Origin of the sequence: Aestuarium sp., from assembly GCF_023253315.1 — a bacterium.
GTDB lineage: Bacteria > Pseudomonadota > Alphaproteobacteria > Rhodobacterales > Rhodobacteraceae > Marivivens > Marivivens donghaensis.
The window spans coordinates 190,262-215,544 of record NZ_JALRGW010000002.1 but is presented as its reverse complement, the minus strand read 5'-3'; the positions used below and the strand labels follow the sequence as shown (position 1 = coordinate 215,544).

Here is a 25,283-nt window from a genome sequence, read left to right as displayed (position 1 = left end):
TCCCAACCCCGAAGGTCGTGCGCGGCATCTAGAGATGATCGCATTGATCGCCGACGCTGCTGAAAAGGCTGCGGCAGGCGGCGGGGAAAAGGCGCGGGAACGCCATGTGTCACGCGGGAAAATGCTGCCGCGTGAACGTGTCGCCAATGTTTTGGATGCGGGATCTCCGTTTCTGGAAATTGGCGCGACGGCGGCGCATGGGCTTTATGATGGGGCGGCACCTTGCGCTGGAGTGATCGCTGGGATCGGCCGTGTGAACGGCATTGAATGTATGATCGTCTGTAATGATGCCACCGTAAAAGGCGGTACCTATTACCCGATGACAGTGAAAAAGCACCTCCGCGCCCAAGAGATCGCAGCCCAGTGCAATCTGCCCTGCGTTTACCTCGTGGACAGCGGCGGTGCGAACCTCCCGAACCAAGACGAAGTGTTCCCCGATCGCGACCACTTTGGCCGGATTTTCTTTAATCAGGCGAATATGTCGGCGGCGGGTATTCCGCAGATCGCAGCTGTCATGGGGTCCTGCACGGCGGGTGGGGCTTATGTGCCCGCCATGTCCGATGTGTCGGTGATCGTGAAAGAGCAGGGGACGATCTTCCTCGCTGGTCCGCCACTGGTCAAAGCTGCAACGGGTGAAGTCGTCAGTTCCGAAGACCTAGGCGGTGGCGATGTTCATACGCGCCTTTCCGGTGTTGCGGATTATCTGGCCGAGGATGATGCTCATGCGCTGTCTCTCGTGCGTCAGGCGGTGGCCTCAACCTCGCGTCAGACCCCAATGACGGTGAAACGCGAAACGCCCGAACTGCCCGCCTGCGATCCCGAGGAACTGCTGGACATCGTGCCGCCAGATCTAAAGACGCCCTACGATATTCGCGCCGTGATCGCGCGTATCGTGGACGGCTCTCGGTTTGATGAATTCAAGGCGCGGTTTGGCGAAACTCTGGTCACGGGATTTGCTCATATCGACGGTTGGCCCGTAGGCATCGTCGCCAATAACGGAGTTTTGTTCTCTGAGGCGGCGCAGAAGGGTGCGCACTTCGTCGAACTGTGTTCCCAACGGAAAATCCCGCTGATCTTCTTGCAGAACATCACGGGCTTTATGGTGGGTCGGAAATACGAAAACGAAGGCATTGCCCGCCACGGTGCAAAGATGGTGACTGCCGTTGCAACGACCAAGGTTCCAAAGATCACGGTGTTGGTTGGTGGATCGTTCGGCGCTGGTAATTATGGCATGTCTGGAAGGGCTTACAGTCCGAACTTCTTGTGGTCGTGGCCCAATTCGCGCACCGCTGTGATGGGTGGCGAACAGGCCGCTGGCGTGTTGGCGACCGTGAAACGTGATGCCATCGAACGGGCTGGTGGCACGTGGTCGGAAGACGAAGAAGCGGCCTTTAAAAAGCCCACGCTGGACATGTTCGAAGAGCAATCGCACCCGCTCTATGCCTCGGCACGGCTCTGGGATGATGGCGTCATTGACCCTCGCAAAACGCGCGATGTGCTTGCACTTTCCCTGTCAGCATCGTTGAACGCCTCCATTGAAGACACGACATTCGGCGTGTTCAGGATGTGAGGGCGATCATGGCAAAAATGCCGGAAGAAGGCCGTTTCGAATACGGCAAGATGGACAAACAGACGGGCGCTCAGTGGGTGCATGTCACGCCAGAAATGGCGCGGGCGCATCCGCAAGGGAAACTCAACCTCCCGCTCTGGCTGATCACTGGTGTTTTTGCGGCTTTCGGTCTTTTGCAACTGGTCGAGTTCGCTCAGTTCGGTGACTGGCTGGCCTTGTTCAAAGCCGTTCTGCAACTGCTCACCGCGATCATGTTAGTGATGCGGGCGCCGATTTCGCTGATGTTGGCGGGCGCGCAGCTTTTGCTTTCGGTCTTTGGGGCCGTCACAGGCGGAATGCTGAAAAACATGTCCGAGCTGGGGGAGACAGGCGGGTTGGTTGTGCTGGCCTATCTGATCTTTTGCGGATTGTCGCTGTTCTATCTGTTTGAGGGCGACCGCCCCAATTTGATCTACCGCCACCGCTTCCGCAGTTTTCGCGGCGCTAAGGACTAACACGAGGGGTAGGGAGGCCCCGCTGGTATGTTCGGAAAAATTCTGATTGCCAATCGGGGCGAAATTGCGTGCCGTGTGATCCGCACGGCGCAGGCGCTGGGTGTGAAAACCGTTGCGGTTTATTCGGACGCCGATGCCAATGCGATGCATGTCGCCATGGCGGACGAGGCCGTGCGTCTGGGGCCAGCGCCTGTCGCCGATAGTTATCTGCGTGGCGACCTGATCATTGAGGCCGCCCTGAAAACGGGTGCCCAAGGGATCCATCCTGGATATGGGTTCCTGTCCGAGAACCCTGATTTCGTCGAGGCCGTCGAACAGGCGGGTCTCACGTTTATTGGCCCTTCGGCCACCTCCATTCGTGCGATGGGTTTAAAGGACGCCGCTAAGGCGATGATGGAAAAGGCGAACGTGCCTGTTGTTCCAGGCTATCACGGCGCCGATCAGTCGCCAGATTTTCTCGCTCAGCAAGCTGCAGAAATCGGCTATCCCGTCCTGATCAAAGCCGTCGCTGGCGGCGGCGGTAAGGGGATGCGCCGCGTCGATGATGCTGCCCATTTTGCCGAAGCGCTAGCCTCTGCACAGGCCGAGGCGCGGACAGCGTTCGGCAATGCGGATGTCCTGATCGAGAAATACATTCTTAGCCCGCGCCACATTGAGGTGCAGGTTTTCGGTGATGGCACCTCTGCTGTGCATCTGTTCGAGCGGGATTGTTCGCTCCAGCGTCGTCACCAGAAAGTCATCGAAGAGGCGCCCGCACCGGGCATGACGCCTGACTTGCGCGACCGGATGGGGGCTGCTGCGGTTAAGGCGGCAGAGGCGATTAGCTATTCCGGTGCGGGCACGGTCGAGTTCATCGTGGATGGCACGACGATGGATTTTTGGTTCATGGAGATGAATACCCGCCTTCAGGTTGAACACCCAGTGACCGAAGCGATCACAGGCGTCGATCTGGTGGAATGGCAACTGCGTGTCGCCTCGGGCGAACCTCTGCCGATGGCGCAATCTGACCTGACGATCACGGGGCACGCGTTTGAAGCCCGCCTCTACGCCGAAGACGTTCCCGCGGGTTTCCTCCCCGCAACGGGTCGTATCGCCCATTTGCAATTCGCTGATGGTGTGCGCGCTGACAGTGGTGTGCGAGCGGGCGATACGATCACCCCTTGGTACGATCCGATGATCGCCAAGCTGATCGTGAATGGCCCTGATCGTGATACCGCGCTGCGCCAACTGGCCCGAGCTTGTGCTGAGACCGAAGTTGCGGGCACTGTCACCAACCTCGGGTTCTTGGGTGCGTTGGCTCGGCATGAGGGATTTGCGGCAGGTGAGGTCGATACGGGTCTGATCGAGCGTGACCTCGACGCATTGACCTATCGTGCGGCACCTACGGCTGAGACGATTGCATTGTCTGCGGTGATCGCGATGGGGCTGGATGCGAACCCCGCGCCGCAAACAGGGTTTACGCTCTGGGTACCAGTTCCGCAGACCATTACTCTGCAGGTTGAGGGCGAAGAGGTCGTGGTAAATGTCACCACACTCTCGGCTGACCGTTTTGAGGTCGCTCTTGGTGACGCTACCGTGGCAGTTCGACGGTCGAGCGGCGGTTTGCGTCTGAACGATCAGGCCGCGCCGAACTATGTAAAACACGGCGACCGCATCACGATCTTTGCTGACCCCGTTGTCGAGATCACGATCCCTGATCCGCTGGGCCGTGGCGGCGCAGAAGCGGCAAGCGATGCGATTTTGTCCCCGATGCCGGGCCTCCTCCGCGCGATGGAGGTCACTACGGGTCAAACAGTAAAGGCTGGTGACCGACTTGCCGTGCTAGAGGCCATGAAGATGGAACATATCCTGCGTGCGCCCCGTGATGGTGTGATTGCAACAGTCGGGGCCACCGCAGGGTCACAAGTCGAAGCAGGCGCGCTTCTTATCGCGCTAGAGGAGGAAGTCGCATGATCCGTCTACACCACTGTGCTGAAACGCGTTCTATGCGGACGCTCTGGCAGCTCAACGAAATCGGCTGTGAGTTCGAAATCCAGCGCTATGATTTCGGCAAGGCTCTGCGCTCGGACGAATTCAAAGCGATCAACCCCGTCAGCCGTGTCCCTGCGTTGGAAATTGATGGCGAGGTGCTGATTGAAACGGGCGCGATTGCGGAAATCCTCTGCGAGAAGTTCCCTGAGGCTGGATTGGGTCGTCCCATTGGTGATCCTGAACGCAATATGTTCCTCCAGTTTATCCATTTCGCAGAGACGATCAGCCAGCACTGCGCGATCCTCACCCAGCAGCATGTCATGCTTTATGAAGATCACATGCGGTCCCCGATCCTGACGCAGTTGGAGCCGAAGCGGCTCGCCAAAACCATCGGCTTTATCGAAGAGCGGATGGCGGGCGATTTCCTGCTGTCTGATTTCAGCGCGGCGGATATCTGCGTGGGGCAGGCGATCTATATGGCGCAGCGTTTTGTTCGGCTCGACCCGTTCCCGCGTGTGGCCGCATGGATGGCGCGGATGACTGAACGCCCCGCGTTCCGTGCCTCACTCCCGTTGGACGGCGAGCCGCGTCTATATAACCAGTCGTTCTTTGAACCGATCCCGTCGGAGGGTGCATGAGCCACGTCCGCATATATGAGGTCGGCCCGCGTGATGGTTTGCAGAACGAAAAGGCAGTCATCGCGGTCGACGATAAGGTCGCGCTGATCAAAGCCTTGGTCGATGCGGGCCTAAAGGACATCGAGGTCGGGTCGTTCGTGTCGCCCAAATGGGTGCCACAGATGGCAGATACAGACCGCGTGATGGCCGCTCTGGATTATGCGAACGATGTGAACTACGCGACTTTGGTCCCGAACGTTAAGGGATGGGAGGGCTTCGTTCAGGCCTCTGCCAATCTGCCGCGCAACGCGGGCGAGATTGCTGTTTTCATCGCGGCCTCCGAAGGGTTCTCTAAGGCCAACCTCAACTGCACGGTCGAGGATAGCTTGTCGCGCCTCGCCCCCGTGGTAGAGGCTGCGCAAAACGCGGGCGTTCCCGTGCGGGGCTATGTGTCCTGCATCACCGATTGTCCGTTCGACGGATCGACCCCGCCAGAAGCCGTTGTTCGCGCCGTTGAGGGTTTACGCCGCCTTGCGCCGATGCCTGTTTCTTTGGGCGATACGATCGGGGCAGGGACGCCAGAGACCGTGACCCGCGTGATTAAAGCAGTGGCGGAGGTGATGCCGATTGCGGATGTCGCAGGTCACTTCCATGACACGGGCGGACGGGCCTTGGACAATGTGCAGGCGTCGCTCGAACTCGGCGTTCGGGTGTTTGATGCGGCTGTCGGTGGTTTGGGTGGCTGCCCCTATGCGCCCGGTGCGCCAGGGAATGTCGCGACCGAAGCGGTGGTCGAACGGGTTGAGGCTCTCGGTTATTCGACTGGGTTGGATCATGCGGCCTTGACGCGGGCTGGGGTAATGGCGCGAAAATTAAGAGGCTAGGGCGATGGAAACGATCCGCATTGATATTGATGACCGTGGGGTCGCGACGCTGACCTTAGCGCGGTCTGAAAAACACAACGCATTATCCGCGCTGATGATGGATGAATTGACCGAGGCCGCGCGGACCTTGGGCGCTGATCCTGTCGTGCGCGCTGTGATCCTCGCCGCTGAGGGGGCGAGTTTCTGTGCGGGTGGTGACCTCGCTTGGATGCGGGCGCAGTTTGATACCGATGCGGCAGGACGCGAGGTTGAGGCACGCCGCCTTGCCAATATGCTCAGGGCGTTGAACGAAATGACAAAGCCAGTGATTGGGCGCGTTCATGGGAATGCTTTTGGCGGCGGGGTCGGGATGGCCTGCGTCTGTGATATCGCGATTGCGGCGGATACGGCATTGTTTGGTTTGACGGAAACGCGGCTCGGTCTGATCCCCGCGACCATTGGGCCGTATGTCCTCGCTCGGATGGGGGAGGCGATGGCCCGCCGTGTGTTCATGTCGTCGCGTCGGTTTGGTGCGAATGAGGCTGCCACGCTGGGGATCGTTGCAAAGTCGGTCGCCGCTGATGATCTGGATGCTGCTGTTGAGGCCGAGGTCGCGCCTTATCTATCCTGCGCCCCTGGTGCGGTGGCCGAGGCTAAGGCGCTGGCCCGTCGTTTGGGGCCGCCGATTAATGATCATGTGATCGACGACACCATTGCGGCCCTCGCACAGCGTTGGGAAAGCCCCGAGGCGGTCGAAGGTATTGGTGCCTTTTTCGATAAACGTAAACCGCAGTGGCAGAGCTAGGCCGCGATTTCCATTCGCGCACGGCCAGCTGTTTTCGCCCGATAGAGGGCGATGTCTGCGTCACGCAGGGCCTCGTCCAGTGTCATATGCGGACCAACAGTTGCCGCCCCAACTGAGACGGTGACCTGCAATGACGCACCCGTGCCTGTTTCGACCAACAGGCCCATGCTGATCCGCTGCCCGATTTGGCGCGCGGTTTCCATCGTGACATTGGGGAGGAAGATCGCGAATTCCTCGCCTCCGACGCGGCCAATCACATCATTCGACCGCAGTAGCCCTTGTAGATGATCGGCCATAACCTGCAGGCAATGATCGCCCGTCGCATGGCCATAGTTGTCGTTGATGTCCTTAAAGTGATCCGCGTCGAGCAACAGCATCACCCCCTTATGGCGTGACAGTGCTGACCGCGCCCGCTCCATAAAGGCCCGACGATTGGGGAGGCGGGTGAGCATATCGGTGGTCGCCATTTCAACCAATCGATCCTTGGTCGCAACCTGCCGAGCGCCAATGAATTGCCCACCTAACATAAAGGGGGTTCCAACGATTGATGTCAGAAGAATGAGATCCTGCAACGGAATCGCATCTGCGCCAAGAACCAAGAACTGCACCACAATGGCCAACAAATTCAGTGGAACCAGCAAAACAACCAAGTTGAAAATTGCACGGCGAACAGAGCGAGGGGACATAAAGAAAATGAGGAGCCTTAACACAATATACCTATAATAAAGGGCTATTGGGCGACCCTAGTTCGAAAGTGTTAAGAGTTCGTTGTCATTTAGCCCTGAATTTTGCGTGAGAAAAACAGCGTCAACTATAGCGGCGCTTGGTTGACCCTCTGACGCGGCAGGGGTAAAGCCATGTCGAACGAACGGACCGTGATAGGTCCGTCCTGCAGGAAAGGACCTGTCGTGGAAGAGATGCTTCGCGAATACCTCCCCATTATCGTGTTCCTTGGCCTTGCCATCGCTATCGGCCTGATTCTGGTTCTGGCCGCTGTGGTGGTTGCCGTGCGGAACCCTGACCCAGAAAAAGTGTCGGCCTACGAATGTGGCTTTAACGCCTTTGACGATGCGCGGATGAAATTTGATGTTCGGTTCTACCTTGTGTCGATCCTCTTCATCATCTTCGACCTCGAAGTCGCGTTCCTCTTCCCATGGGCCGTCGCATTCAAGGACCTGAGCATGGTTGGCTTCTGGTCGATGATGGTATTCCTCGCCGTTCTGACGATCGGCTTTGCCTATGAGTGGAAAAAGGGAGCTCTGGAATGGGAGTGATGACTGGCGTCAACACCGCCGGCGTAGACAAAGAAGTTGTCACGCAGGAGATCAACCGTGAGCTTCAGGACAAGGGTTTCCTTGTCACGTCCACCGCTGACATCATCAACTGGGCACGCACCGGTTCGCTGCACTGGATGACCTTTGGTCTGGCCTGTTGTGCGGTTGAAATGATGCACACCTCTATGCCGCGTTACGACCTCGAACGTTTTGGTACCGCACCGCGCGCTTCTCCGCGCCAGTCGGACCTGATGATCGTTGCGGGCACGCTGACCAACAAAATGGCACCTGCGCTGCGTAAGGTTTACGACCAGATGCCAGAACCGCGCTATGTGATCTCGATGGGGTCTTGTGCGAACGGTGGTGGTTACTACCACTATTCCTATTCGGTCGTTCGTGGCTGTGACCGTATTGTTCCGGTCGACGTTTACGTTCCGGGCTGCCCTCCGACAGCAGAAGCTCTGCTCTACGGTATCCTGCAGCTTCAGCGCAAAATCCGCCGCACCGGCACTATCGTTCGCTAAGAGGGGGTTGTCATGTCCGAAGCACTTAAGGAACTTGGCGCTCTTCTCGAGCTGAAGAAATCCGATGCCGTTCTCGGTTGGGATGTCACCTATGGTGAGTTGAACGTCGATGTTGCGCCGTCGCAACTGGTGGCTTTTGTCGAGTTTCTGAAAACCGACCAGTCCTGCCAGTTCTCGTCGCTCGTCGATATCACCGCGGTTGACTATCCGGGCCGCGCAAAGCGGTTCGACGTCGTTTACCACTTCCTGTCGATGTATCAGAACCACCGCATTCGTCTGCGCGTGTCGATCCGCGAAGAAGAAATGGTTCCGTCGATCATCGAAGTCCACCCCTCGGCCAACTGGTTCGAGCGTGAAGTCTTTGACATGTTCGGTATCCTCTTCTCGGGTCACCCAGACCTGCGCCGCATTCTGACCGACTACGGTTTCCGTGGTTATCCGCTGCGCAAGGACTTCCCGACGACTGGTTACACCGAGGTTCGCTATGACGAAGCGCAAAAACGCGTTGTCTACGAGCCCGTGAAACTGGTTCAGGAATACCGTCAGTTCGACTTTATGTCGCCGTGGGAAGGTGCTGAATACATCCTTCCGGGTGACGACAAAGCAGCGGCGAAGTAATCGAATGACCGATCAGACCCTCCTTTACTGTGTAGGTGCGACGAAGGCAGGCACGTCCTGGCTTTATCGCATGCTGCATGGTCATCCGGAGTGTCTGGTGCGCGACGTGAAGGAAGCCCACTACTGGGATACCTTTGACGCGAAACGCTGTGCGGGCCAATTGTCGGCCTTTGCAGCTAATCATTCGAAGATGCTCGAAACCCGCGAAATGGTACGCCGCAATGGTAATAAGCACCGTGAGGCGAACCTGACCCGTCAAATCGACGATATGGTTGGTTTGGTCGACGTGCTGGAAAGCCCGCGTGAGGATGATGCTCGGTATTGGGCATGGTTGTCGAACGGGGGCGAGGGCAAACGCGTGGTGGCAGAAATGACCCCTGCGTATGGTCTCTTGGATGAGGGGATGCTGACCCGTATGTCGGCGCTGCGTCCGATGACAAAGTTTGTCTATCTGATCCGCGACCCGCTTGACCGTCTGTGGAGCCATATTCGCATGGTGGTCTCGCGCCAGCATGCTGACGCTGACCTAGAGGCGCGCGCCAATGATGCGATGGCGAAAGTGATCGCGGGGCAAAAGCACGCGGATGTCGCTGAACGCGGTGACTATCGTTCGACCATCGAAAAACTGCGCCGCGTTGTTCCGGCATCGCGGCTACTGGTAGAATTTTCCGAACGCCTGATGACGGCGGAGGGCTGGGCGCGTGTTTGCGCGTTTCTGGGCCTGACCCACATCGCGGCGGACAAAGAACGCAAAGTCCATGAAGGCGCCAAAGCCCGCATGGACGCAGGGCTGGCAGCGGATGCTGTTCGGTTCCTCAAAGATCAATACGACTGGGTCGCCGATAACGTCGGCCCGCTGCCAATGAACTGGCAGAATAACCTTGCGAGGGCATACGCATGATGGATGGTGGCAAAGGCTTCGAGGACGCTCAGACGGGCGAACAGAAGATCCGTAACTTCAACATCAACTTCGGCCCGCAGCACCCTGCGGCTCACGGCGTGTTGCGTCTGGTTCTTGAACTGGACGGCGAGATTGTTGAACGCTGCGACCCGCATATCGGTCTGCTGCACCGTGGCACCGAAAAGCTGATGGAAAGCCGCACCTATCTGCAGAACCTTCCGTATTTCGACCGTCTCGATTACGTGGCGCCGATGAACCAAGAGCACGCTTGGTGCTTGGCCATCGAACGTCTGACGGGCACCGAAGTTCCGCGTCGTGCATCGCTGATCCGCGTTCTTTATTCCGAAATCGGCCGCGTTCTGAACCACCTTCTGAACGTCACCACTCAGGCTATGGACGTTGGTGCGCTGACACCGCCGCTCTGGGGCTTTGAAGAGCGTGAAAAGCTGATGATTTTCTACGAACGTGCCTGTGGCGCACGTTTGCACGCAGCATATTTCCGTCCCGGTGGCGTTCACCAAGACCTGCCTGATGCGCTTCTCGACGATATCGAAGAGTGGGCGAACCACTTCCCGAACGTTCTCGATGACATCGACGGCCTGCTGACCGAAAACCGTATTTTTAAACAGCGTAACGTTGATATCGGCGTTGTCACCGAAGAAGACATCCAGAAATGGGGCTTCTCGGGCGTGATGGTGCGTGGTTCTGGCCTCGCTTGGGACCTGCGTCGTGCGCAGCCCTACGAATGCTACGACGAGTTCGAGTTCCAGATCCCCGTTGGTAAAAACGGCGACTGTTTCGACCGCTACCTCGTCCGCATGGAAGAGATGCGTCAGTCGACTTCGATTATCAAACAAGCGATTGCGAAATTGCGTGTTGAAGGTGGCGACGTTCTGGCCCGTGGTAAGATTACACCACCGAAGCGTGGCGACATGAAAACCAACATGGAATCGCTGATCCACCACTTCAAACTCTACACCGAAGGCTTCCACGTGCCTGAGGGCGAGGTTTACGCAGCGGTTGAAGCACCGAAAGGTGAATTCGGCGTCTACCTGAAAGCAGACGGCTCGAACAAACCATACCGTGCAAAACTGCGCGCACCGGGCTATCTGCACCTGCAGGCGATGGACCACATCGCGTCTGGTCACCAGCTCGCTGACGTGGCTGCCATCATCGGCACCATGGACGTTGTGTTCGGGGAGATTGACCGCTGATGAAGCGATTTGGGTTGGTTGTGTTAGCCTGCATGCCCGGTAGTGTGTTTGCCGATGTTGCGGCTGATAAAGCCGCGCTGTCCAAAGCCATTGAGGCAGCAGGTTGTGTGGTTACCGCCGAGAACGGCGATGAGATTTTTCAGGCCTCTGGTCTGACCGAAGAGCAAGTATTTGCTGCCGTAGCCGCGCTCTATGAGTCGGGGCAGGCGGTTCTTCAACCCGACGGGAGCATGTCGCTCCAGACTGAGGCGTGCAAGTGAGCCGCCGCGCAGAAATTGAAACCAAGGTTGGTGCATATCGCGCCGCCGAAAAGACCGGAGCCTGACGCCGATGCTTCGCCGTTTGCACCACGAACAGCCCTCGTCCTTTGCTTTTACCCCTGCGAACCTTGCATGGGCTGAAGGTCAAATTCAAAAGTATCCCGAAGGCCGTCAGGCATCGGCAATCATCCCGCTTCTTTGGCGCGCCCAAGAGCAAGAAGGTTGGCTGACCCGTCCAGCAATCGAAACGGTCGCTGACATGCTCGGCATGGCCTATATTCGTGCGCTCGAAGTGGCTTCGTTCTACTTTATGTTCCAGCTGCAGCCGACTGGCTCGATCGCGCACATCCAGATTTGCGGTACCTTGTCCTGCATGATCTGTGGTGCCGAAGACCTGATCGGCGTCTGCAAAGAAAAGATCAACGAAGCACCATTCACTCTGTCTGCGGATGGCAAATTCACTTGGGAAGAAGTGGAATGTCTGGGTGCTTGCACCAACGCGCCGATGGCTCAGATCGGTAAAGACTACTACGAAGACCTCACCGCTGATGGTCTGCGCAAACTGCTCGACGATCTTGCTGCTGGCAAGGTTCCGACACCGGGTCCGCAGAACGGTCGTTACGCTGCAGAGCCTCTGTCGGGTCTGACCTCGCTGACGGATCACGAAAGCGGCAAACACCAGTATAACGCCTCCGCTCAGCTGGCTGTTGATATCGGTGATACCGTGAAACGCATCGATGGCACCGAAGTTCCGCTTTTGACACCGTGGATCAAATCGGGCGCAACAGCAGCAAAGGCACCTGCCAAGAAAGCAGCCGCGAAGCCTGCGGCAGCGAAACCTGCCGCAAAGGAAGCTCCGGTAGAGAAGGCTGCAGCACCAGCGAAAGCGGCAGAGGTTGCTGCGGTTGACGAAAAGCAGCCGGAAGTTCTGACCGCACCGCGCGCATCGGGCAAAGACGACCTCAAGAAGATCTCTGGCGTTGGTCCAAAACTCGAAGCTTTGCTCAACGAACTTGGTTTCTATCACTACGACCAGATCGCGAAATGGACTGCCCAAGAGGTTGCGTGGGTTGATGCCCGTCTCAAGTTCAAAGGTCGTATTGAGCGTGACGATTGGATGGCTCAGGCCGCGAAACTGGCCTCTGAATCGTAAGAATATCGCCTTAGGTCGCGCCTAGACTGTGTAAATATTGCACTTTAGGCGCGATCTGAGGTGGATTTGCTATCAAATTTTACAAATTTGAGTAGTCTTCCTTTAGAAGGGCACAGAAGCCTCCAGCAAATGAGAGGCTCATGGGACGTTGAAGGAGTTTAGACTATGACTAATTCGAATACTGGTTGGGGCTGCCGGCAGATTAGCTGGCTCGCGGCTGCGATTGTTGGTGTTGTTGCAGCCATCATTCTTGGCGTTGCTGCACATTGGGGATGGTTCCTCGCTATTTTGGCAGGGATCGTTGTGGCCGTTATTGCGGGCCTCATCCTGACATATTTCTTCTGCGGCGAGGCGGCAGCGCCTGCCAGCAGCACATCTACATCATCGACACCTGCGGCCGCAGAGTCTCCCGCTCCGGTTGCTGCGGCACCTGCTGAAGCCGCACCGACTGCGGCTCCTGCGGCTGCGGCATCGGCTGCGCCAGCTGCACCCGCTGCAGTGATCAAACCGTCCAAGGCTCTCGCTGGTGAAGAAGAACTCGCCTCGCAGAAGGGCGATTGGAAATATGAAGCGCCTGCTGCGGAACCTGCAAAACCAGCTAAGAAAGCAGCGGCAAAACCAGCTGCCAAAGCTGCGCCGAAAACTGAAAAACCTGCAAAGCCTGCTGCAAAAACGACCAAGGCGAAGGCCGCTGCCACTAAGGCACCTGCACCTGCTGCCGAGGGCGGAAAACCTGCGGCGCTGAGCGGACCGCGCGGTGGCAAAGCGGACGACCTCAAGGTTATCGAAGGCATCGGCCCGAAACTGGAAGAATTGGTAAACAGCTACGGTGTGTATCACTACGACCAGATCGCGGCTTGGGGCGCGGACGAGGTTGCTTGGATGGACGGCAACATGCCGCGCTTTAAAGGGCGTGTGACCCGTGACAAATGGGTGGCACAGGCTAAAATTATTGTTGAAGAAGGCATCGAAGCGTTCCTTGAACGTGCCAAGACCAACGATTACTAACTGACGCACCATGACCCACGATCCGAAACAACCGACACCTCAAAATGGCCAACGTTCTGCGTTGTTCCTCGCTGGTGTTGGTGTGTTTTGGATCGTGGCGACATGGGCCGGAGGTCAATTTGGGCTGTCCAATCGGACCCGTGCCCTTTTTGATATTATCGCCCTCGTCGGATTCGGCTGGGCTTTATGGATGACTTATGGCATCTGGCGGTCACGCCAGAAGTGATGAAAGGTGAGCCATGCTCAAGGATCAGGACCGGATTTTCACCAACCTCTACGGCATGCACGACCGCACCCTCGCTGGTGCGAAGGCGCGCGGGCATTGGGATGGTACTGCGGATATTATTAAAAAAGGCCGCGACTGGATCATTGATGAAATGAAAGCCTCCGGTCTGCGTGGCCGTGGTGGTGCGGGCTTCCCGACCGGTTTGAAGTGGTCCTTCATGCCGAAAGAATCAGATGGTCGCCCCAGCTACCTCGTCGTGAACGCTGACGAATCAGAGCCGGGCACCTGTAAAGACCGCGAAATCATGCGCCACGATCCGCACACGCTGATCGAAGGCTGCCTGATCGCGTCTTTCGCAATTAATGCACATGCCTGCTACATCTACATCCGTGGTGAATACATCCGCGAACGCGAAGCACTGCAGGCTGCGATCGACGAAGCTTATGACGCTGGCCTTCTGGGTAAGAATGCTGCTGGCTCTGGCTGGGACTTCGATCTTTATCTGCACCACGGTGCGGGCGCTTATATCTGTGGTGAAGAAACTGCGCTGCTCGAAAGCCTCGAAGGCAAAAAAGGTATGCCGCGTATGAAGCCGCCGTTCCCTGCTGGTGCGGGCCTCTACGGTTGCCCGACCACCGTGAACAACGTCGAATCGATTGCTGTTTGCCCGACCATCCTGCGTCGTGGTGCGTCGTGGTTCTCTGGCATGGGTCGCCCGAACAACGTCGGCACCAAACTGTTCGCGATCTCTGGTCACGTAAACAACCCATGTGTTGTTGAAGAAGAGATGGGCATCACGTTCGAAGAACTGATCGAAAAGCACTGCGGTGGCATCCGTGGCGGCTGGGATAACCTGCTTGCCGTGATTCCAGGTGGTTCGTCTGTTCCCTGCGTTCGCGGCGAAAAGATGAAAGACGCGATCATGGACTTCGATTACCTGCGCGGTGAACTGGGCTCTGGCCTCGGTACTGCGGCAGTGATCGTCATGGATAAGTCGGTCGACATCGTGAAAGCGATCTGGCGTCTGTCCAAGTTCTACAAGCACGAATCCTGCGGTCAGTGCACCCCGTGCCGTGAAGGCACCGGCTGGATGATGCGCGTGATGGAACGTCTGGTTCAGGGCAATGCATCGGTTGAAGAGATCGACATGCTTTGGGACGTGACCAAACAGGTTGAAGGTCACACCATCTGTGCGCTCGGCGACGCGGCGGCTTGGCCGATCCAAGGTCTGATCCGCAACTTCCGCCCAGAGATCGAAGAGCGTCTCAAGGGTCGTGCGATCGCTGCAGAATAATCGAGACTGACAGAGTTTTATGAGGCCACCCTTCGGGGTGGCCTTTTTCGTTCCGAAGAAGAGATTTCATACTTGCTGTGGGTGAAATTTGATTCAAAAAGTCATCCATAGATTTAATTGGAGGACATTATGAAATCTCTATTTGCTGCAGGATCGTTAGCTGTTTTGGTTCTGGCTGGTTGTGTGGAAACTCAAGCGCCAACGGCAACTGTCGCGGCTCCTGCTCAGGCAGCACCGACCGCGACCACTACAGACCGCGTTCAAGCAGGCGCAAATGGGAACCGCGCCGCGTTGCGGAGCCAGCTTGAAGCTGAAATGGTAGATGCAGTTATGCCTGTTATTATGGCGCGACGTATCAGCCGCAATTGTGGGCGACAGTTTACCTTCCTCTCGATAAAGGCGGACAATTATTACGCCGATCTTGAAGAACAAATGCTGGATCGTGGATATTCTCGGCAAGACTTCGAACACGTTCTTCGCAACCTTCCGCACGCTGAAGCACAAGCCGTTGTCATTGATTGGCTTCAAAAGCGGAATGTTGTCGCCGCAGACAGTGCAACTTGGTGCCCCGCTGGGCATGCAGAAATTGCTGAAGGTACAGAGATTGCGAATTTCCTTCGCGCCCGTGGTTAACGGCGAAAACTGACCGAAAAACCTAATAACGCGCCGTTGCTATTGAATAGCAGCGGCGTAAGTCTTTTGTATCCGACCATGATCCCGACTGATCTGCGCCGGAAGATTGGATATTACATGCGTTACCTCTTGCCGTTCACCTTTATGCTAATGGCGACCCAAGCCTCGGCTTTGCCGCCGCTCAAGGATGTGCCTGAAATCCGCGATGGGATTATCGCGGCAGGCATGGCGATTGAGATCGGGGATAAATGCGACAGCATCTCGGTTCGGTTGCTGCGCGGAGCGCTCTATCTCAACAGCCTAAAGTCGCGAGCCGAGGACCTTGGTTATTCGCGGGCCGAAATTGACGCCTATGTCGATGATAAGGTCGAGAAGGCGCGGCTCGAAGGGATCGCACGGGCGCAACTGGCGGATCTGGGTGCAGTGACAGGGCAGGGAGACACGTACTGCACCGTTGGACAGTCCGAAATGGAAGCGCAAACCGCCGTTGGCCGACTGTTGCGTTGATTCTATGTTCAAATCAGAGTGCTGCGGGGACTGCGGCGTACCCCTCTATAAAACCGACCTGGATTGCCCCGTTTGTGCGGTAAGAAGCACCGCACAGGCCCCAGCCCCCTTTTTCATAGCGGTTTTCGTTGTTTTGATCGCGATTTTTGCCGCCGTGCCGATCTTTGCCGCGATGCTGCTGATCTAAAAGAAATCGGCAAAACCTGAAATTTACCTCAGTTTTGGTGACGTTCGCGCTGGCATAGCGCGGCAAGCCGCGTTAGAACCGCCGCGACTGTATGCATCTGCGTGCGTGCCATGCGGAGCTTTGGGTCGTAGCGACAAGAACCAAAAGGCTGGCCATGTCCGATCTTAAGAAAATCATCATCGACGGGATTGAGGTAGAAGTGCCCGGTGCCATGACCCTGATTCAAGCCTGTGAAGAGGCTGGGGTTGAAGTTCCGCGTTTCTGCTATCACGAGCGTTTGTCCATCGCGGGCAACTGCCGCATGTGCCTCGTTGAGGTGGTCGGTGGCCCGCCGAAACCTGCGGCCTCCTGTGCGATGCAGGTCAAAGACTTGCGCCCTGGCCCTGAGGGTCAGCCGCCTGTTGTGAAAACCAACAGCCCAATGGTTAAAAAGGCGCGTGAAGGCGTGATGGAGTTTCTCCTGATCAACCACCCGCTGGATTGCCCGATCTGTGACCAAGGTGGCGAATGCGACCTTCAGGATCAGGCGATGGCTTACGGCGTCGACTTCTCGCGCTACCGCGAGCCGAAACGTGCGTCGGACGACCTGAACCTCGGCCCGCTCGTTGAAACCCACATGACCCGTTGTATTTCGTGCACCCGATGTGTGCGCTTTACCACCGAGGTCGCTGGTATCACCCAGATGGGTCAAACCGGCCGTGGCGAAGATGCAGAGATTACATCTTACCTGAACCAGACACTCGATTCGAACATGCAGGGCAACATCGTTGACCTCTGCCCTGTTGGTGCTCTGGTTTCGAAGCCATATTCGTTTACCGCTCGTCCGTGGGAACTGACCAAAACCGAAACCATCGACGTGATGGATGCGCTTGGTTCGAACATTCGCGTTGATACCAAAGGCCGCAAGGTCATGCGTATCCTGCCGCGCAACCATGACGGCGTGAACGAAGAGTGGATTTCGGATAAGTCGCGTTACGTTTGGGACGGCCTGAGCCGCCAGCGTCTCGACACACCTTATATCCGTGAGAACGGCAAGCTGCGCAAAGCGGGCTGGGACGAAGCTCTGACCGCTGTTGCTACAGCGATGAAGGGCAAGAAAGTCGCTGGTCTGATTGGTGATCTGGCGAACGTCGAATCCGCATTCAGCCTCAAAACCCTGATCGAAGGTCTGGGCGGCAAGGTTGAGGCGCGTACCGACAAGGCGCGTCTGCCTGCTGGCAACCGTTCTGCCTATGTCGGCACCGCGCTGATCGAAGACATCGATCACGCTGACAACATTTTCATGATCGGCACCAACCCACGTGTTGAAGCGCCAGTTCTGAACTCCCGTATCCGCAAAGCGTGGCTGCGTGGTGCAACTGTTGGTCTGGTCGGTGAAGCTGTCGATCTGACCTATGATTACACCCACGTTGGCACAGATCGCGCTGCGCTTGAGCAGCTGTTGGCGATGGATCACTCTGACAAACAAGGCACCAATGGTGTCATCATCGTTGGTCAGGGCGCATTGAACGAAGCTGACGGTGAGGCCGTTCTGGCTGCCGCGCAATCGCTTGCTGAAAAGGGCGGTGCTAAACTTCTCGTTCTGCACACTGCTGCGGCTCGTGTTGGTGCGCTGGACGTAAACGCTGTTACCGAAGGTGGCCTTGAGGCTGCTCTTGATGGTGCGGAAGTTGTTTACAACCTTGGCGCCGACGAAGTTGAGATCGGTGACGGTGCATTCGTGATCTACCAAGGTTCGCATGGCGACCGTGGTGCACACCGCGCCGACATCATCCTGCCGGGTGCAGCTTACACCGAAGAAAACGGTCTCTTTGTGAACACCGAAGGTCGTCCGCAGCTCGCAATGCGCGCAGCGTTTGCACCAGGTGAAGCGAAAGAAAACTGGGCGATCCTACGTGCACTGTCCGCAGAGCTGGGCGCGACCCTTCCGTGGGATTCGCTGGCTCAGCTGCGTCAGGCGCTGGTCGCTGCGGTTCCGCATCTGGCTGACATCGACGTTGTTGCTGAGAACACTTGGACTGCGCTGCCTGTAGCTAAGCTGGGCAAAGCAACCTTCCGCAACGCGGTCAAAGATTTCTACCTGACCAACCCGATTGCTCGGTCGTCTGCACTGATGGCTGAACTCTCGGCAGCGGCCAAGGCACGCGCCGAATCGACCAAGGTCGCGGCGGAGTAAAAAAACATGAGAGCCATCGTCATATCGGCGTTGGCTCTTATGGGGTGCACTGCATCCCACGACACCGAAGCAGGGCAGGGACCATCGGTCCCAACTTACAAAGGTGTCGAAACACGGCTCTTAGATGGCGACCTTGTTGGTTTTAAGGTTGAAATGACAGGGGCAAGGGGGCCAGAGGACGTAGAACGCTACGCTCGATGCGCCGCCGCACAATACACGCTGATCCGTGGATACGGGTTTGCACGACACGTTCGCACTCTAGTCGATGAAGAGGCTGGAACTTGGGTCGCGGATGCTGTTTACACCATCTCGCCGGCGCTACCGCGCGGGTTAAGAACAATAGACGCCGAAGTTACGGTGGCCGATTGCGGCGCATCGGGCATACCGACGGTGTAAGGGGACGAATATGGTTGAATTTTTCACCACGACCAACCTTGGGATCCTTCTGCTGACAGTGGGTCAGTGCCTTTTGGTTCTGGTACCGCTTCTGGTGGCTTTGGCCTTCCTGATGTATGCCGACCGTAAGGTCTGGGCTGCGGTGCAGATGCGTAAGGGCCCGAACATCGTAGGTGTGTTTGGTCTGCTGCAATCTTTTGCGGACTTTATCAAATATATCGTGAAGGAAATTGTCGTGCCTGCTGGCGCTGACAAATTCGTCTTCTTCCTTGCGCCACTGATTTCGTTCGTGATGGCCGTGATCGCGTGGGCGGTAATTCCGTTCAACGACGGTTGGGTCCTCGCTGACATCAACGTCGCGATCCTCTACGTCTTCGCGATCTCGTCGCTTGAAGTTTACGGCGTGATCATGGGCGGTTGGGCATCGAACTCCAAATATCCGTTCCTCGGCTCGCTTCGCTCTGCCGCGCAGATGATCTCTTATGAGGTGTCGATCGGCCTGATCATCATCGGTGTGATTATCTCGACCGGTTCGATGAACTTTGGCGACATCGTTCGTGCCCAAGACGGCTACGGCATCCTGTCGTGGTACTTCATCCCGCACTTCCCGATGCTGTTCCTCTTCTTCATCTCGGCATTGGCTGAAACCAACCGTCCGCCGTTCGACCTTCCTGAGGCTGAGTCGGAACTGGTTGCTGGTTATCAGGTTGAATACTCCTCGACCCCGTTCCTTCTGTTCATGATCGGCGAACTGACCGCTGTCGTGCTGATGTGTGCGCTGGTGTCGCTGCTGTTCCTTGGCGGCTGGTTGTCGCCGGTAGAATTCCTGCCCGATGGCATCCTCTGGATGGTCGCGAAAATGGTGTTCTGCTTCTTCATCTTCGCGATGGTTAAGGCCATCACCCCTCGTTACCGTTACGACCAACTGATGCGTTTGGGCTGGAAAGTGTTCCTGCCGATGTCTCTGGCTTGGGTCGTTCTGGTGTCGTTCCTCGCTAAATTCGAAGTCCTCGGTGGGTTCTGGGCCCGCTGGGTGATTGGAGGCTAATCCATGACGCAGATCGATTACGGCCGCGCGGCCAAATATTTCCTGCTCGCTGACTTCATCAAAGGCTTCCGTCTCGGGTTCAAATACTTCTTCGCGCCCAAGGCGACGCTGAACTACCCGCACGAAAAAGGCCCGCTGTCCCCGCGTTTCCGTGGTGAACACGCGCTGCGTCGTTATCCCAACGGCGAAGAGCGTTGCATCGCATGTAAACTCTGCGAAGCGATTTGCCCGGCTCAGGCGATCACCATTGATGCGGAACCCCGCGAAGATGGCTCGCGCCGCACAACGCGCTACGACATCGACATGACCAAATGCATCTACTGCGGCTTCTGCCAAGAGGCCTGCCCAGTTGACGCGATCGTCGAAGGTCCGAACTTTGAATTCTCGACTGAAACCCGCGAAGAGCTGTTCTACGACAAGGCAAAACTCCTGTCGAACGGCGACCGCTGGGAAGCTGAGATTGCGCGTAACCTCGAAATGGATGCGCCGTACCGATGACCTCTGGATCTAACCCTTTTGAAGCCATGATGAAGGCTGGGCAGGATTGGGCAAAATCGCTCAATCCCGCGCTGGAATCGTTCATACCCAAAGGGTTTGAAACCATGTGGCCCACCATGTCTGCGGACATGATGGAAGCAACTATGGGCAAGACCTTTAATCCTGAAGGTCTGGATGCCAAAACCCGTCTGCTTTTGACCCTGACCGGATTGACGATCATGGGTGCCCAAGCCGACGCACAGATCCGCCTGACTGTCCGCCACGCGCGCGAGGCAGGGGCCACCAAACAGGAGATCGCTGAGACCATTGCACAATCCGCAATGTTCGGAGGCGTTCCCGCAATGACCAAAGCTATGACACTCGCGAATGAGGTCATGGAAGAGGACGCTAAAAAGGACCGGGACGAATGAGTGTAGCCGCTATCGCCTTTTATTGTTTTGCGCTGACCACCGTTGCGGGCGGCCTGTTTACAGTCGTGAGCCGGAACCCCGTCCATTCGGTTCTCTGGCTGATCTTGTCGTTCCTCTCTTCGGCGGGGCTCTTTGTTCTGCTGGGCGCGGAATTCATCGCGATGCTCTTGATGATCGTTTACGTCGGCGCGGTCGCGGTTCTGTTCCTCTTTGTGGTCATGATGCTCGACATCGACTTTGCCGAGTTGAAGGCTGAGATGGCGAAATACATGCCGCTCGCGCTTCTCATCGGTGTGATCATCCTCCTGCAGCTTGCGATGGCTTACGGGTCGTGGGCGTATTCGGACGGTTTCGAAACCCGTCTGGCCGCACCGCAGGGCGATATGCAAAACACTGCCGCGCTGGGTCTGTTGGTTTACGACAAATATATCATGCTTTTCCAACTGGCAGGTCTGATCCTGCTGGTCGCGATGATCGGGGCCATCGTGCTGACCCTGCGCCACCGCCAAAACATCAAACGTCAAGACGTTCTTGCCCAGCTTTACCGTGATCCGGCCAAAGCGATGGAGCTGAAAGACATCAAACCGGGGCAGGGGCTGTAATGCCAAAATTCGCGAAAAACAAAAGCGAGGGACGGAAGAAATGATCGGAATTGAACACTATCTCACAGTTGCTGCGGCACTGTTCGTCATCGGGATTTTCGGGCTGTTCTTGAACCGCAAGAACATCATCATCCTGCTGATGTCGATCGAATTGATCCTTCTGTCGGTCAATATCAACTTCGTCGCTTTCTCGTCCTTCCTGAACGATCTGGTTGGCCAGGTGTTCACCCTCTTCGTGCTGACGGTTGCTGCTGCTGAAGCGGCGATTGGCCTCGCGATCCTCGTCTGTTTCTTCCGCAACCGCGGGACCATCGACGTTGAAGACGTCAACGTGATGAAAGGCTGATCCGACATGGAAAAGTTTATCCTTCTTGCCCCCTTTGTCGGGTCGCTTATCGCGGGTTTCGGCTGGCGCTTTATCGGTGAAAAGGGCGCTCAGTGGCTGACCACTGGCATCCTGTTCCTCTGTGCTGCGCTGAGCTGGGTTCTGTTCCTGAATTTTGACGGCCAAGCCTACACGATCCACCTGCTGGACTGGATCAACTCTGGCACGCTGAGCACCGATTGGGCGATCCGTATCGACCGTCTGACCGTGATCATGCTCATCGTTGTGAACACCGTATCGTCGCTCGTGCACCTCTACTCCATGGGCTACATGGCGCATGACGAAAACTGGGGTCATCACGAACATTACAAGGCACGTTTCTTTGCCTATCTGTCGTTCTTTACCTTCGCCATGCTCATGCTGGTTACCTCTGACAACCTCGTTCAGATGTTCTTTGGCTGGGAAGGCGTGGGCGTCGCATCCTACTTGTTGATCGGTTTCTACTACAAAAAACCATCGGCAAACGCTGCTGCGATGAAAGCTTTCGTTGTGAACCGCGTTGGTGACTTTGGTTTCGCACTCGGTATCTTTGGTCTCTACATGCTGACCGACAGCATCCAGTTCGACGTCATCTTTGATAATGCGCCGCATCTGGCTGAAACCCAGCTTCACTTCCTCTGGAGCGATTGGAACGCCGCAAACCTGCTGGCCTTCCTGCTCTTTGTTGGTGCGATGGGTAAATCGGCTCAGCTGATCCTGCACACATGGCTGCCTGACGCGATGGAAGGCCCGACACCTGTTTCGGCTCTGATCCACGCAGCAACCATGGTGACCGCAGGTGTGTTCCTCGTCTGCCGCATGTCGCCGCTGTTCGAATATGCACCGGAAACCAAATCGTTCATCATGTATCTGGGTGCTGCGACCGCATTCTTTGCGGCAACTGTCGGCCTCGTTCAGAACGACATCAAACGCGTGATCGCATACTCGACCTGTTCGCAGCTGGGTTACATGTTCGTTGCGGCTGGCGCAGGTATCTACGGCGCTGCGATGTTCCACCTGTTCACACACGCATTCTTTAAGGCGATGTTGTTCCTTGGCGCTGGTTCGGTCATCCACGCGATGCACCACGAACAGGACATGCGGAACTACGGTAACCTGCGTAAGAAAATCCCGTTCACCTTCTGGGCGATGATGATTGGTACGCTGGCTATTACCGGTGTTGGTATACCGCTGACCTACTACGGTTTCGCTGGCTTCCTGTCCAAAGATGCGATCATCGAGAGTGCTTATGCTTCGGGTAACGGTTTTGCCTTCTGGGCACTGGTTATCGCGGCTTTGTTCACCTCGTTCTACTCGTGGCGCCTCATGTTCATGACCTTCTACGGCAAAGAACGTGGCGATCATCACGCACATGAACACGCACACGAAAGCCCGCTGGTTATGCTGGTGCCGCTTGGTGTTCTTGCTATGGGCGCGATCTTTGCGGGTATGATCTGGCTGAAACCGTTCTTCGGCGATCATGACAAAATGACCGAATTCTTCGGTATGCCGCACCACGTAGCTGCAACCGAAGAGGGCGCTGCTACCGATCACGCTGCACCCGCTGAGGAACATGCCGCGACTGACGCGGCCCACGGTGAAGTCGCTGCGGATGCGTCTCACGCTGCAATGGCGGCAGAGCATCACGGTGCAGAGCGTGGCGCGATCTACATGTCGGACGCTTCGAACGAAGTTCTCGACGCTGCGCACCACTCGCCAGTTTGGGTCAAGGTTAGCCCGTTTGTCGCGATGCTGATCGGTTTCTTCACCGCTTGGGTGATGTATATCCGCAAGCCGCACCTGCCAGCACAGCTGGCAGCGAACCAGGCTCCGCTTTACAACTTCTTGCTCAACAAATGGTACTTTGACGAGCTGTATGACTTCGTCTTTGTCCAGCCTGCTAAGGCCATCGGTCGCTTCTTCTGGAAACGCGGTGACGAGCAAACAATCGACGGCGGGATCAACGGTCTGGCGATGGGTATCGTGCCCTTCCTGACCAAACTCGCAGGCCGCGCCCAGTCCGGTTACGTCTTTACTTACGCCTTCGCGATGGTTCTGGGCATCGCGGTCATTCTGACCTGGGTGACGCTCACCGGGGGATCGCACTAATGGAAAATCTTCTTTCGATCGTAACCTTCATCCCGCTCTTGGCCGCGGCCATTCTGGCCCTGTTCCTGCGTGGTGACGATGAAGGCGCCCGTAAGAACGCCAAATGGGTGGCAATGATTGCGACCGTTGCGACCTTCCTCGTGTCGCTGTTCATTCTGGCTGGTTTCGATCCGTCGAACACTGGAATGCAGTTCGTCGAAGACCGCGAGTGGCTCTTTGGCCTGCACTATAAGATGGGCGTAGACGGCATTTCGCTTCTGTTCGTGATGCTCTCGACCTTCCTCATGCCGTTGGTGATCTGGTCGGCTTGGGACGTGACGCACCGCACCAAAGAATACATGATTGCGTTCCTGATGCTGGAAACGCTGATGCTCGGCGTGTTCATGGCGCTGGATCTGGTCCTGTTCTACGTCTTCTTCGAAGCAGGCCTGATCCCGATGTTCCTCATCATCGGTATCTGGGGTGGTAAGAACCGCATCTACGCGTCGTTCAAATTCTTCCTCTACACATTCCTTGGCTCTGTGCTGATGCTGGTGGCGATGGTTGCGATGTATGCAGACGCGGGCACCATGGATATCCCGACCCTGATGACCCACGAATTCTCGACCGCTGGCTTCTCGGTGCTCGGTATTCAGGTGGTTGGCGGTCTTCAGACCATGCTGTTCCTCGCGTTCTTTGCATCTTTCGCGGTGAAAATGCCAATGTGGCCTGTTCACACTTGGTTGCCTGACGCACACGTTCAAGCACCGACCGCTGGTTCGGTTGTTCTGGCTGCGATCCTGTTGAAGATGGGGGGCTACGGCTTCCTGCGCTTCTCGCTTCCGATGTTCCCAGTTGGCTCTGCCGTGATGGGTGATCTGGTACTTTGGATGTCGGCTATTGCGATCGTTTACACCTCGCTCGTCGCACTGGTCCAAGAGGACATGAAAAAGCTGATCGCTTATTCGTCGGTTGCACACATGGGCTACGTGACCATGGGTATCTTCGCGATGAACCAGCAGGGTATTGACGGTGCGATCTTCCAGATGATCAGCCACGGCTTTATCTCTGGCGCACTGTTCCTCTGTGTTGGCGTGATCTACGACCGCATGCACACTCGTGACATCGACGCATACGGTGGCCTCGTAAACCGTATGCCGGCTTACGCGCTGTTGTTCATGTTCTTCACGATGGCGAACGTTGGTCTGCCGGGTACCTCGGGCTTTGTCGGTGAATTCCTGACGCTCATGGGTGTATTCCAAGTGAACACTTGGGTGGCTGCTGTTGCGGCACTCGGCGTGATCTTCTCGGCAGCTTATGCGCTGTGGCTCTACCGCCGCGTCGTCATGGGCGAGTTGATCAAAGAGAGCCTCAAATCCATCACCGACATGACTGGCCGTGAAAAGATGATCTTTGCACCGCTCGTCATCATGACCTTGCTCTTGGGTATCTACCCGAGCCTCGTGACCGACCTCATCGGGCCGAGCGTTGAAGCACTGGTTCACCACGTCCACACCGCCATCGAGGCGAGCGACCTGACCGTCGCCGCTGTGGCCGAAGTCGCTGCACACTAAGGAGCCGG

The 25,283-nt window shown here is 56.8% G+C and carries 28 protein-coding genes; 27 read left to right on the top strand and 1 reads right to left on the bottom strand.

Going from position 1 to position 25,283, the window contains the following annotated elements:
• The first annotated feature begins 34 nt into the window (after positions 1–34).
• The 6 genes from AC1QQ2_RS02705 to AC1QQ2_RS02680 are packed head-to-tail and all read left to right on the top strand — an operon-like array spanning position 35 to position 6,320.
• Complete coding sequence (locus AC1QQ2_RS02705; RefSeq protein WP_479712006.1) at positions 35–1,570, top strand: carboxyl transferase domain-containing protein; 1,536 nt, start codon at positions 35–37, stop codon at positions 1,568–1,570.
• A gap of 8 nt (positions 1,571–1,578) precedes the next feature.
• Positions 1,579–2,064, top strand: a complete 486-nt coding sequence (locus AC1QQ2_RS02700; RefSeq protein ID WP_105235396.1) for a hypothetical protein — start codon at positions 1,579–1,581, stop codon at positions 2,062–2,064.
• Between the two features lie 27 nt (positions 2,065–2,091).
• Entirely contained in the window at positions 2,092–4,017 is a 1,926-nt protein-coding gene (locus tag AC1QQ2_RS02695; RefSeq protein WP_479711972.1) for an acetyl/propionyl/methylcrotonyl-CoA carboxylase subunit alpha, read from the top strand.
• Positions 4,014–4,673: a glutathione S-transferase family protein gene (locus AC1QQ2_RS02690; RefSeq protein ID WP_479711971.1), complete on the top strand. Its 660-nt coding sequence runs from the start codon at positions 4,014–4,016 to the stop codon at positions 4,671–4,673. Before AC1QQ2_RS02695 ends, AC1QQ2_RS02690 begins: the two co-directional genes overlap by 4 nt.
• Complete coding sequence (locus tag AC1QQ2_RS02685) at positions 4,670–5,536, top strand: hydroxymethylglutaryl-CoA lyase (protein ID WP_479711970.1); 867 nt, start codon at positions 4,670–4,672, stop codon at positions 5,534–5,536. The genes AC1QQ2_RS02690 and AC1QQ2_RS02685 overlap by 4 nt, the downstream gene beginning before the upstream one ends.
• A 4-nt stretch (positions 5,537–5,540) precedes the next feature.
• Positions 5,541–6,320, top strand: a complete 780-nt coding sequence (locus AC1QQ2_RS02680; protein WP_479711969.1) for a crotonase/enoyl-CoA hydratase family protein — start codon at positions 5,541–5,543, stop codon at positions 6,318–6,320.
• Here the strand turns inward: AC1QQ2_RS02680 and AC1QQ2_RS02675 are convergent.
• Positions 6,317–6,847, bottom strand: coding sequence for a GGDEF domain-containing protein (locus AC1QQ2_RS02675; protein ID WP_479711968.1), 531 nt, complete (start codon positions 6,845–6,847; stop codon positions 6,317–6,319). The genes AC1QQ2_RS02680 and AC1QQ2_RS02675 overlap by 4 nt on opposite strands.
• 381 nt (positions 6,848–7,228) lie before the next feature.
• Here AC1QQ2_RS02675 and AC1QQ2_RS02670 point away from each other — a divergent pair, with 381 nt between their 5' ends.
• From AC1QQ2_RS02670 to AC1QQ2_RS02570, 21 genes are all read left to right on the top strand, one after another.
• Entirely contained in the window at positions 7,229–7,594 is a 366-nt protein-coding gene (locus tag AC1QQ2_RS02670; protein WP_067549241.1) for an NADH-quinone oxidoreductase subunit A, read from the top strand.
• On the top strand, positions 7,585–8,118 hold the full coding sequence (locus AC1QQ2_RS02665) for a NuoB/complex I 20 kDa subunit family protein (RefSeq protein WP_197498147.1): 534 nt from the start codon (positions 7,585–7,587) through the stop codon (positions 8,116–8,118). Before AC1QQ2_RS02670 ends, AC1QQ2_RS02665 begins: the two co-directional genes overlap by 10 nt.
• 12 nt (positions 8,119–8,130) lie before the next feature.
• Positions 8,131–8,736, top strand: a complete 606-nt coding sequence (locus tag AC1QQ2_RS02660; protein ID WP_067549238.1) for an NADH-quinone oxidoreductase subunit C — start codon at positions 8,131–8,133, stop codon at positions 8,734–8,736.
• A 4-nt stretch (positions 8,737–8,740) separates the two neighbouring features.
• On the top strand, positions 8,741–9,637 hold the full coding sequence (locus AC1QQ2_RS02655; RefSeq protein WP_479711967.1) for a sulfotransferase: 897 nt from the start codon (positions 8,741–8,743) through the stop codon (positions 9,635–9,637).
• A complete protein-coding gene (locus AC1QQ2_RS02650) occupies positions 9,637–10,851 on the top strand; it encodes an NADH-quinone oxidoreductase subunit D (RefSeq protein WP_197498156.1) in 1,215 nt (404 codons plus the stop codon). Before AC1QQ2_RS02655 ends, AC1QQ2_RS02650 begins: the two co-directional genes overlap by 1 nt.
• A gap of 32 nt (positions 10,852–10,883) precedes the next feature.
• The gene (locus AC1QQ2_RS02645) at positions 10,884–11,111 is read left to right on the top strand and encodes a hypothetical protein (protein WP_245918057.1); all 228 of its coding nucleotides are present in this window, start codon (positions 10,884–10,886) and stop codon (positions 11,109–11,111) included.
• 70 nt (positions 11,112–11,181) lie between these two features.
• Positions 11,182–12,264: an NADH-quinone oxidoreductase subunit NuoE gene (nuoE, locus tag AC1QQ2_RS02640; RefSeq protein WP_479711966.1), complete on the top strand. Its 1,083-nt coding sequence runs from the start codon at positions 11,182–11,184 to the stop codon at positions 12,262–12,264.
• A gap of 165 nt (positions 12,265–12,429) precedes the next feature.
• Complete coding sequence (locus tag AC1QQ2_RS02635; RefSeq protein WP_479711965.1) at positions 12,430–13,272, top strand: hypothetical protein; 843 nt, start codon at positions 12,430–12,432, stop codon at positions 13,270–13,272.
• 10 nt (positions 13,273–13,282) lie between these two features.
• The gene (locus tag AC1QQ2_RS02630; protein WP_067549222.1) at positions 13,283–13,498 is read left to right on the top strand and encodes a DUF5337 domain-containing protein; all 216 of its coding nucleotides are present in this window, start codon (positions 13,283–13,285) and stop codon (positions 13,496–13,498) included.
• Positions 13,499–13,511: 13 nt separating this feature from the next.
• The gene (gene nuoF, locus AC1QQ2_RS02625) at positions 13,512–14,792 is read left to right on the top strand and encodes an NADH-quinone oxidoreductase subunit NuoF (RefSeq protein WP_479711964.1); all 1,281 of its coding nucleotides are present in this window, start codon (positions 13,512–13,514) and stop codon (positions 14,790–14,792) included.
• A 129-nt stretch (positions 14,793–14,921) separates the two neighbouring features.
• A complete protein-coding gene (locus AC1QQ2_RS02620; protein WP_479711963.1) occupies positions 14,922–15,425 on the top strand; it encodes a DUF5333 family protein in 504 nt (167 codons plus the stop codon).
• Positions 15,426–15,503: 78 nt separating this feature from the next.
• Positions 15,504–15,932 carry a DUF5333 domain-containing protein gene (locus AC1QQ2_RS02615; protein WP_479711962.1) on the top strand — a complete coding sequence of 143 codons (429 nt, stop codon included), beginning with the start codon at positions 15,504–15,506 and terminating at the stop codon, positions 15,930–15,932.
• Positions 15,933–16,273: 341 nt separating this feature from the next.
• A complete protein-coding gene (gene nuoG, locus AC1QQ2_RS02610; protein ID WP_479711961.1) occupies positions 16,274–18,295 on the top strand; it encodes an NADH-quinone oxidoreductase subunit NuoG in 2,022 nt (673 codons plus the stop codon).
• 39 nt (positions 18,296–18,334) lie between these two features.
• Entirely contained in the window at positions 18,335–18,691 is a 357-nt protein-coding gene (locus AC1QQ2_RS02605; protein WP_479712005.1) for a hypothetical protein, read from the top strand.
• Between the two features lie 10 nt (positions 18,692–18,701).
• Positions 18,702–19,739: an NADH-quinone oxidoreductase subunit NuoH gene (gene nuoH, locus AC1QQ2_RS02600; RefSeq protein ID WP_105235384.1), complete on the top strand. Its 1,038-nt coding sequence runs from the start codon at positions 18,702–18,704 to the stop codon at positions 19,737–19,739.
• Between the two features lie 3 nt (positions 19,740–19,742).
• The gene (nuoI, locus tag AC1QQ2_RS02595; protein WP_067549194.1) at positions 19,743–20,237 is read left to right on the top strand and encodes an NADH-quinone oxidoreductase subunit NuoI; all 495 of its coding nucleotides are present in this window, start codon (positions 19,743–19,745) and stop codon (positions 20,235–20,237) included.
• Positions 20,234–20,647 carry a carboxymuconolactone decarboxylase family protein gene (locus tag AC1QQ2_RS02590; protein WP_479711960.1) on the top strand — a complete coding sequence of 138 codons (414 nt, stop codon included), beginning with the start codon at positions 20,234–20,236 and terminating at the stop codon, positions 20,645–20,647. Before nuoI ends, AC1QQ2_RS02590 begins: the two co-directional genes overlap by 4 nt.
• Positions 20,644–21,249, top strand: a complete 606-nt coding sequence (locus AC1QQ2_RS02585) for an NADH-quinone oxidoreductase subunit J (RefSeq protein WP_067549188.1) — start codon at positions 20,644–20,646, stop codon at positions 21,247–21,249. The genes AC1QQ2_RS02590 and AC1QQ2_RS02585 overlap by 4 nt, the downstream gene beginning before the upstream one ends.
• A gap of 40 nt (positions 21,250–21,289) precedes the next feature.
• Positions 21,290–21,595 carry an NADH-quinone oxidoreductase subunit NuoK gene (nuoK, locus tag AC1QQ2_RS02580; protein WP_067549185.1) on the top strand — a complete coding sequence of 102 codons (306 nt, stop codon included), beginning with the start codon at positions 21,290–21,292 and terminating at the stop codon, positions 21,593–21,595.
• 6 nt (positions 21,596–21,601) lie between these two features.
• Positions 21,602–23,722 carry an NADH-quinone oxidoreductase subunit L gene (nuoL, locus tag AC1QQ2_RS02575; protein WP_479711959.1) on the top strand — a complete coding sequence of 707 codons (2,121 nt, stop codon included), beginning with the start codon at positions 21,602–21,604 and terminating at the stop codon, positions 23,720–23,722.
• The gene (locus AC1QQ2_RS02570) at positions 23,722–25,275 is read left to right on the top strand and encodes an NADH-quinone oxidoreductase subunit M (RefSeq protein WP_479711958.1); all 1,554 of its coding nucleotides are present in this window, start codon (positions 23,722–23,724) and stop codon (positions 25,273–25,275) included. The genes nuoL and AC1QQ2_RS02570 overlap by 1 nt, the downstream gene beginning before the upstream one ends.
• The last annotated feature ends 8 nt before the right edge of the window (positions 25,276–25,283 follow it).

Coding starts and splice junctions, on each gene's coding strand:
- AC1QQ2_RS02585 (WP_067549188.1), top strand. CDS start 20,644: ATGAGTGTAGCCGCTATCGCCTTTTATTGTTTTGCGCTGACCACCGTT.
- nuoH (WP_105235384.1), top strand. CDS start 18,702: ATGGTTGAATTTTTCACCACGACCAACCTTGGGATCCTTCTGCTGACA.
- AC1QQ2_RS02570 (WP_479711958.1), top strand. CDS start 23,722: ATGGAAAATCTTCTTTCGATCGTAACCTTCATCCCGCTCTTGGCCGCG.
- AC1QQ2_RS02615 (WP_479711962.1), top strand. CDS start 15,504: ATGATCCCGACTGATCTGCGCCGGAAGATTGGATATTACATGCGTTAC.
- AC1QQ2_RS02645 (WP_245918057.1), top strand. CDS start 10,884: ATGCCCGGTAGTGTGTTTGCCGATGTTGCGGCTGATAAAGCCGCGCTG.
- AC1QQ2_RS02700 (WP_105235396.1), top strand. CDS start 1,579: ATGGCAAAAATGCCGGAAGAAGGCCGTTTCGAATACGGCAAGATGGAC.
- AC1QQ2_RS02590 (WP_479711960.1), top strand. CDS start 20,234: ATGACCTCTGGATCTAACCCTTTTGAAGCCATGATGAAGGCTGGGCAG.
- AC1QQ2_RS02650 (WP_197498156.1), top strand. CDS start 9,637: ATGGATGGTGGCAAAGGCTTCGAGGACGCTCAGACGGGCGAACAGAAG.
- AC1QQ2_RS02635 (WP_479711965.1), top strand. CDS start 12,430: ATGACTAATTCGAATACTGGTTGGGGCTGCCGGCAGATTAGCTGGCTC.
- AC1QQ2_RS02665 (WP_197498147.1), top strand. CDS start 7,585: ATGGGAGTGATGACTGGCGTCAACACCGCCGGCGTAGACAAAGAAGTT.
- AC1QQ2_RS02680 (WP_479711969.1), top strand. CDS start 5,541: ATGGAAACGATCCGCATTGATATTGATGACCGTGGGGTCGCGACGCTG.
- nuoE (WP_479711966.1), top strand. CDS start 11,182: ATGCTTCGCCGTTTGCACCACGAACAGCCCTCGTCCTTTGCTTTTACC.
- nuoG (WP_479711961.1), top strand. CDS start 16,274: ATGTCCGATCTTAAGAAAATCATCATCGACGGGATTGAGGTAGAAGTG.
- nuoK (WP_067549185.1), top strand. CDS start 21,290: ATGATCGGAATTGAACACTATCTCACAGTTGCTGCGGCACTGTTCGTC.
- AC1QQ2_RS02660 (WP_067549238.1), top strand. CDS start 8,131: ATGTCCGAAGCACTTAAGGAACTTGGCGCTCTTCTCGAGCTGAAGAAA.
- AC1QQ2_RS02620 (WP_479711963.1), top strand. CDS start 14,922: ATGAAATCTCTATTTGCTGCAGGATCGTTAGCTGTTTTGGTTCTGGCT.
- nuoI (WP_067549194.1), top strand. CDS start 19,743: ATGACGCAGATCGATTACGGCCGCGCGGCCAAATATTTCCTGCTCGCT.
- AC1QQ2_RS02605 (WP_479712005.1), top strand. CDS start 18,335: ATGGGGTGCACTGCATCCCACGACACCGAAGCAGGGCAGGGACCATCG.
- AC1QQ2_RS02690 (WP_479711971.1), top strand. CDS start 4,014: ATGATCCGTCTACACCACTGTGCTGAAACGCGTTCTATGCGGACGCTC.
- AC1QQ2_RS02705 (WP_479712006.1), top strand. CDS start 35: ATGATCGCATTGATCGCCGACGCTGCTGAAAAGGCTGCGGCAGGCGGC.
- AC1QQ2_RS02655 (WP_479711967.1), top strand. CDS start 8,741: ATGACCGATCAGACCCTCCTTTACTGTGTAGGTGCGACGAAGGCAGGC.
- nuoL (WP_479711959.1), top strand. CDS start 21,602: ATGGAAAAGTTTATCCTTCTTGCCCCCTTTGTCGGGTCGCTTATCGCG.
- AC1QQ2_RS02630 (WP_067549222.1), top strand. CDS start 13,283: ATGACCCACGATCCGAAACAACCGACACCTCAAAATGGCCAACGTTCT.
- AC1QQ2_RS02695 (WP_479711972.1), top strand. CDS start 2,092: ATGTTCGGAAAAATTCTGATTGCCAATCGGGGCGAAATTGCGTGCCGT.
- AC1QQ2_RS02685 (WP_479711970.1), top strand. CDS start 4,670: ATGAGCCACGTCCGCATATATGAGGTCGGCCCGCGTGATGGTTTGCAG.
- AC1QQ2_RS02675 (WP_479711968.1), bottom strand. CDS start 6,847: ATGTTAGGTGGGCAATTCATTGGCGCTCGGCAGGTTGCGACCAAGGAT.
- nuoF (WP_479711964.1), top strand. CDS start 13,512: ATGCTCAAGGATCAGGACCGGATTTTCACCAACCTCTACGGCATGCAC.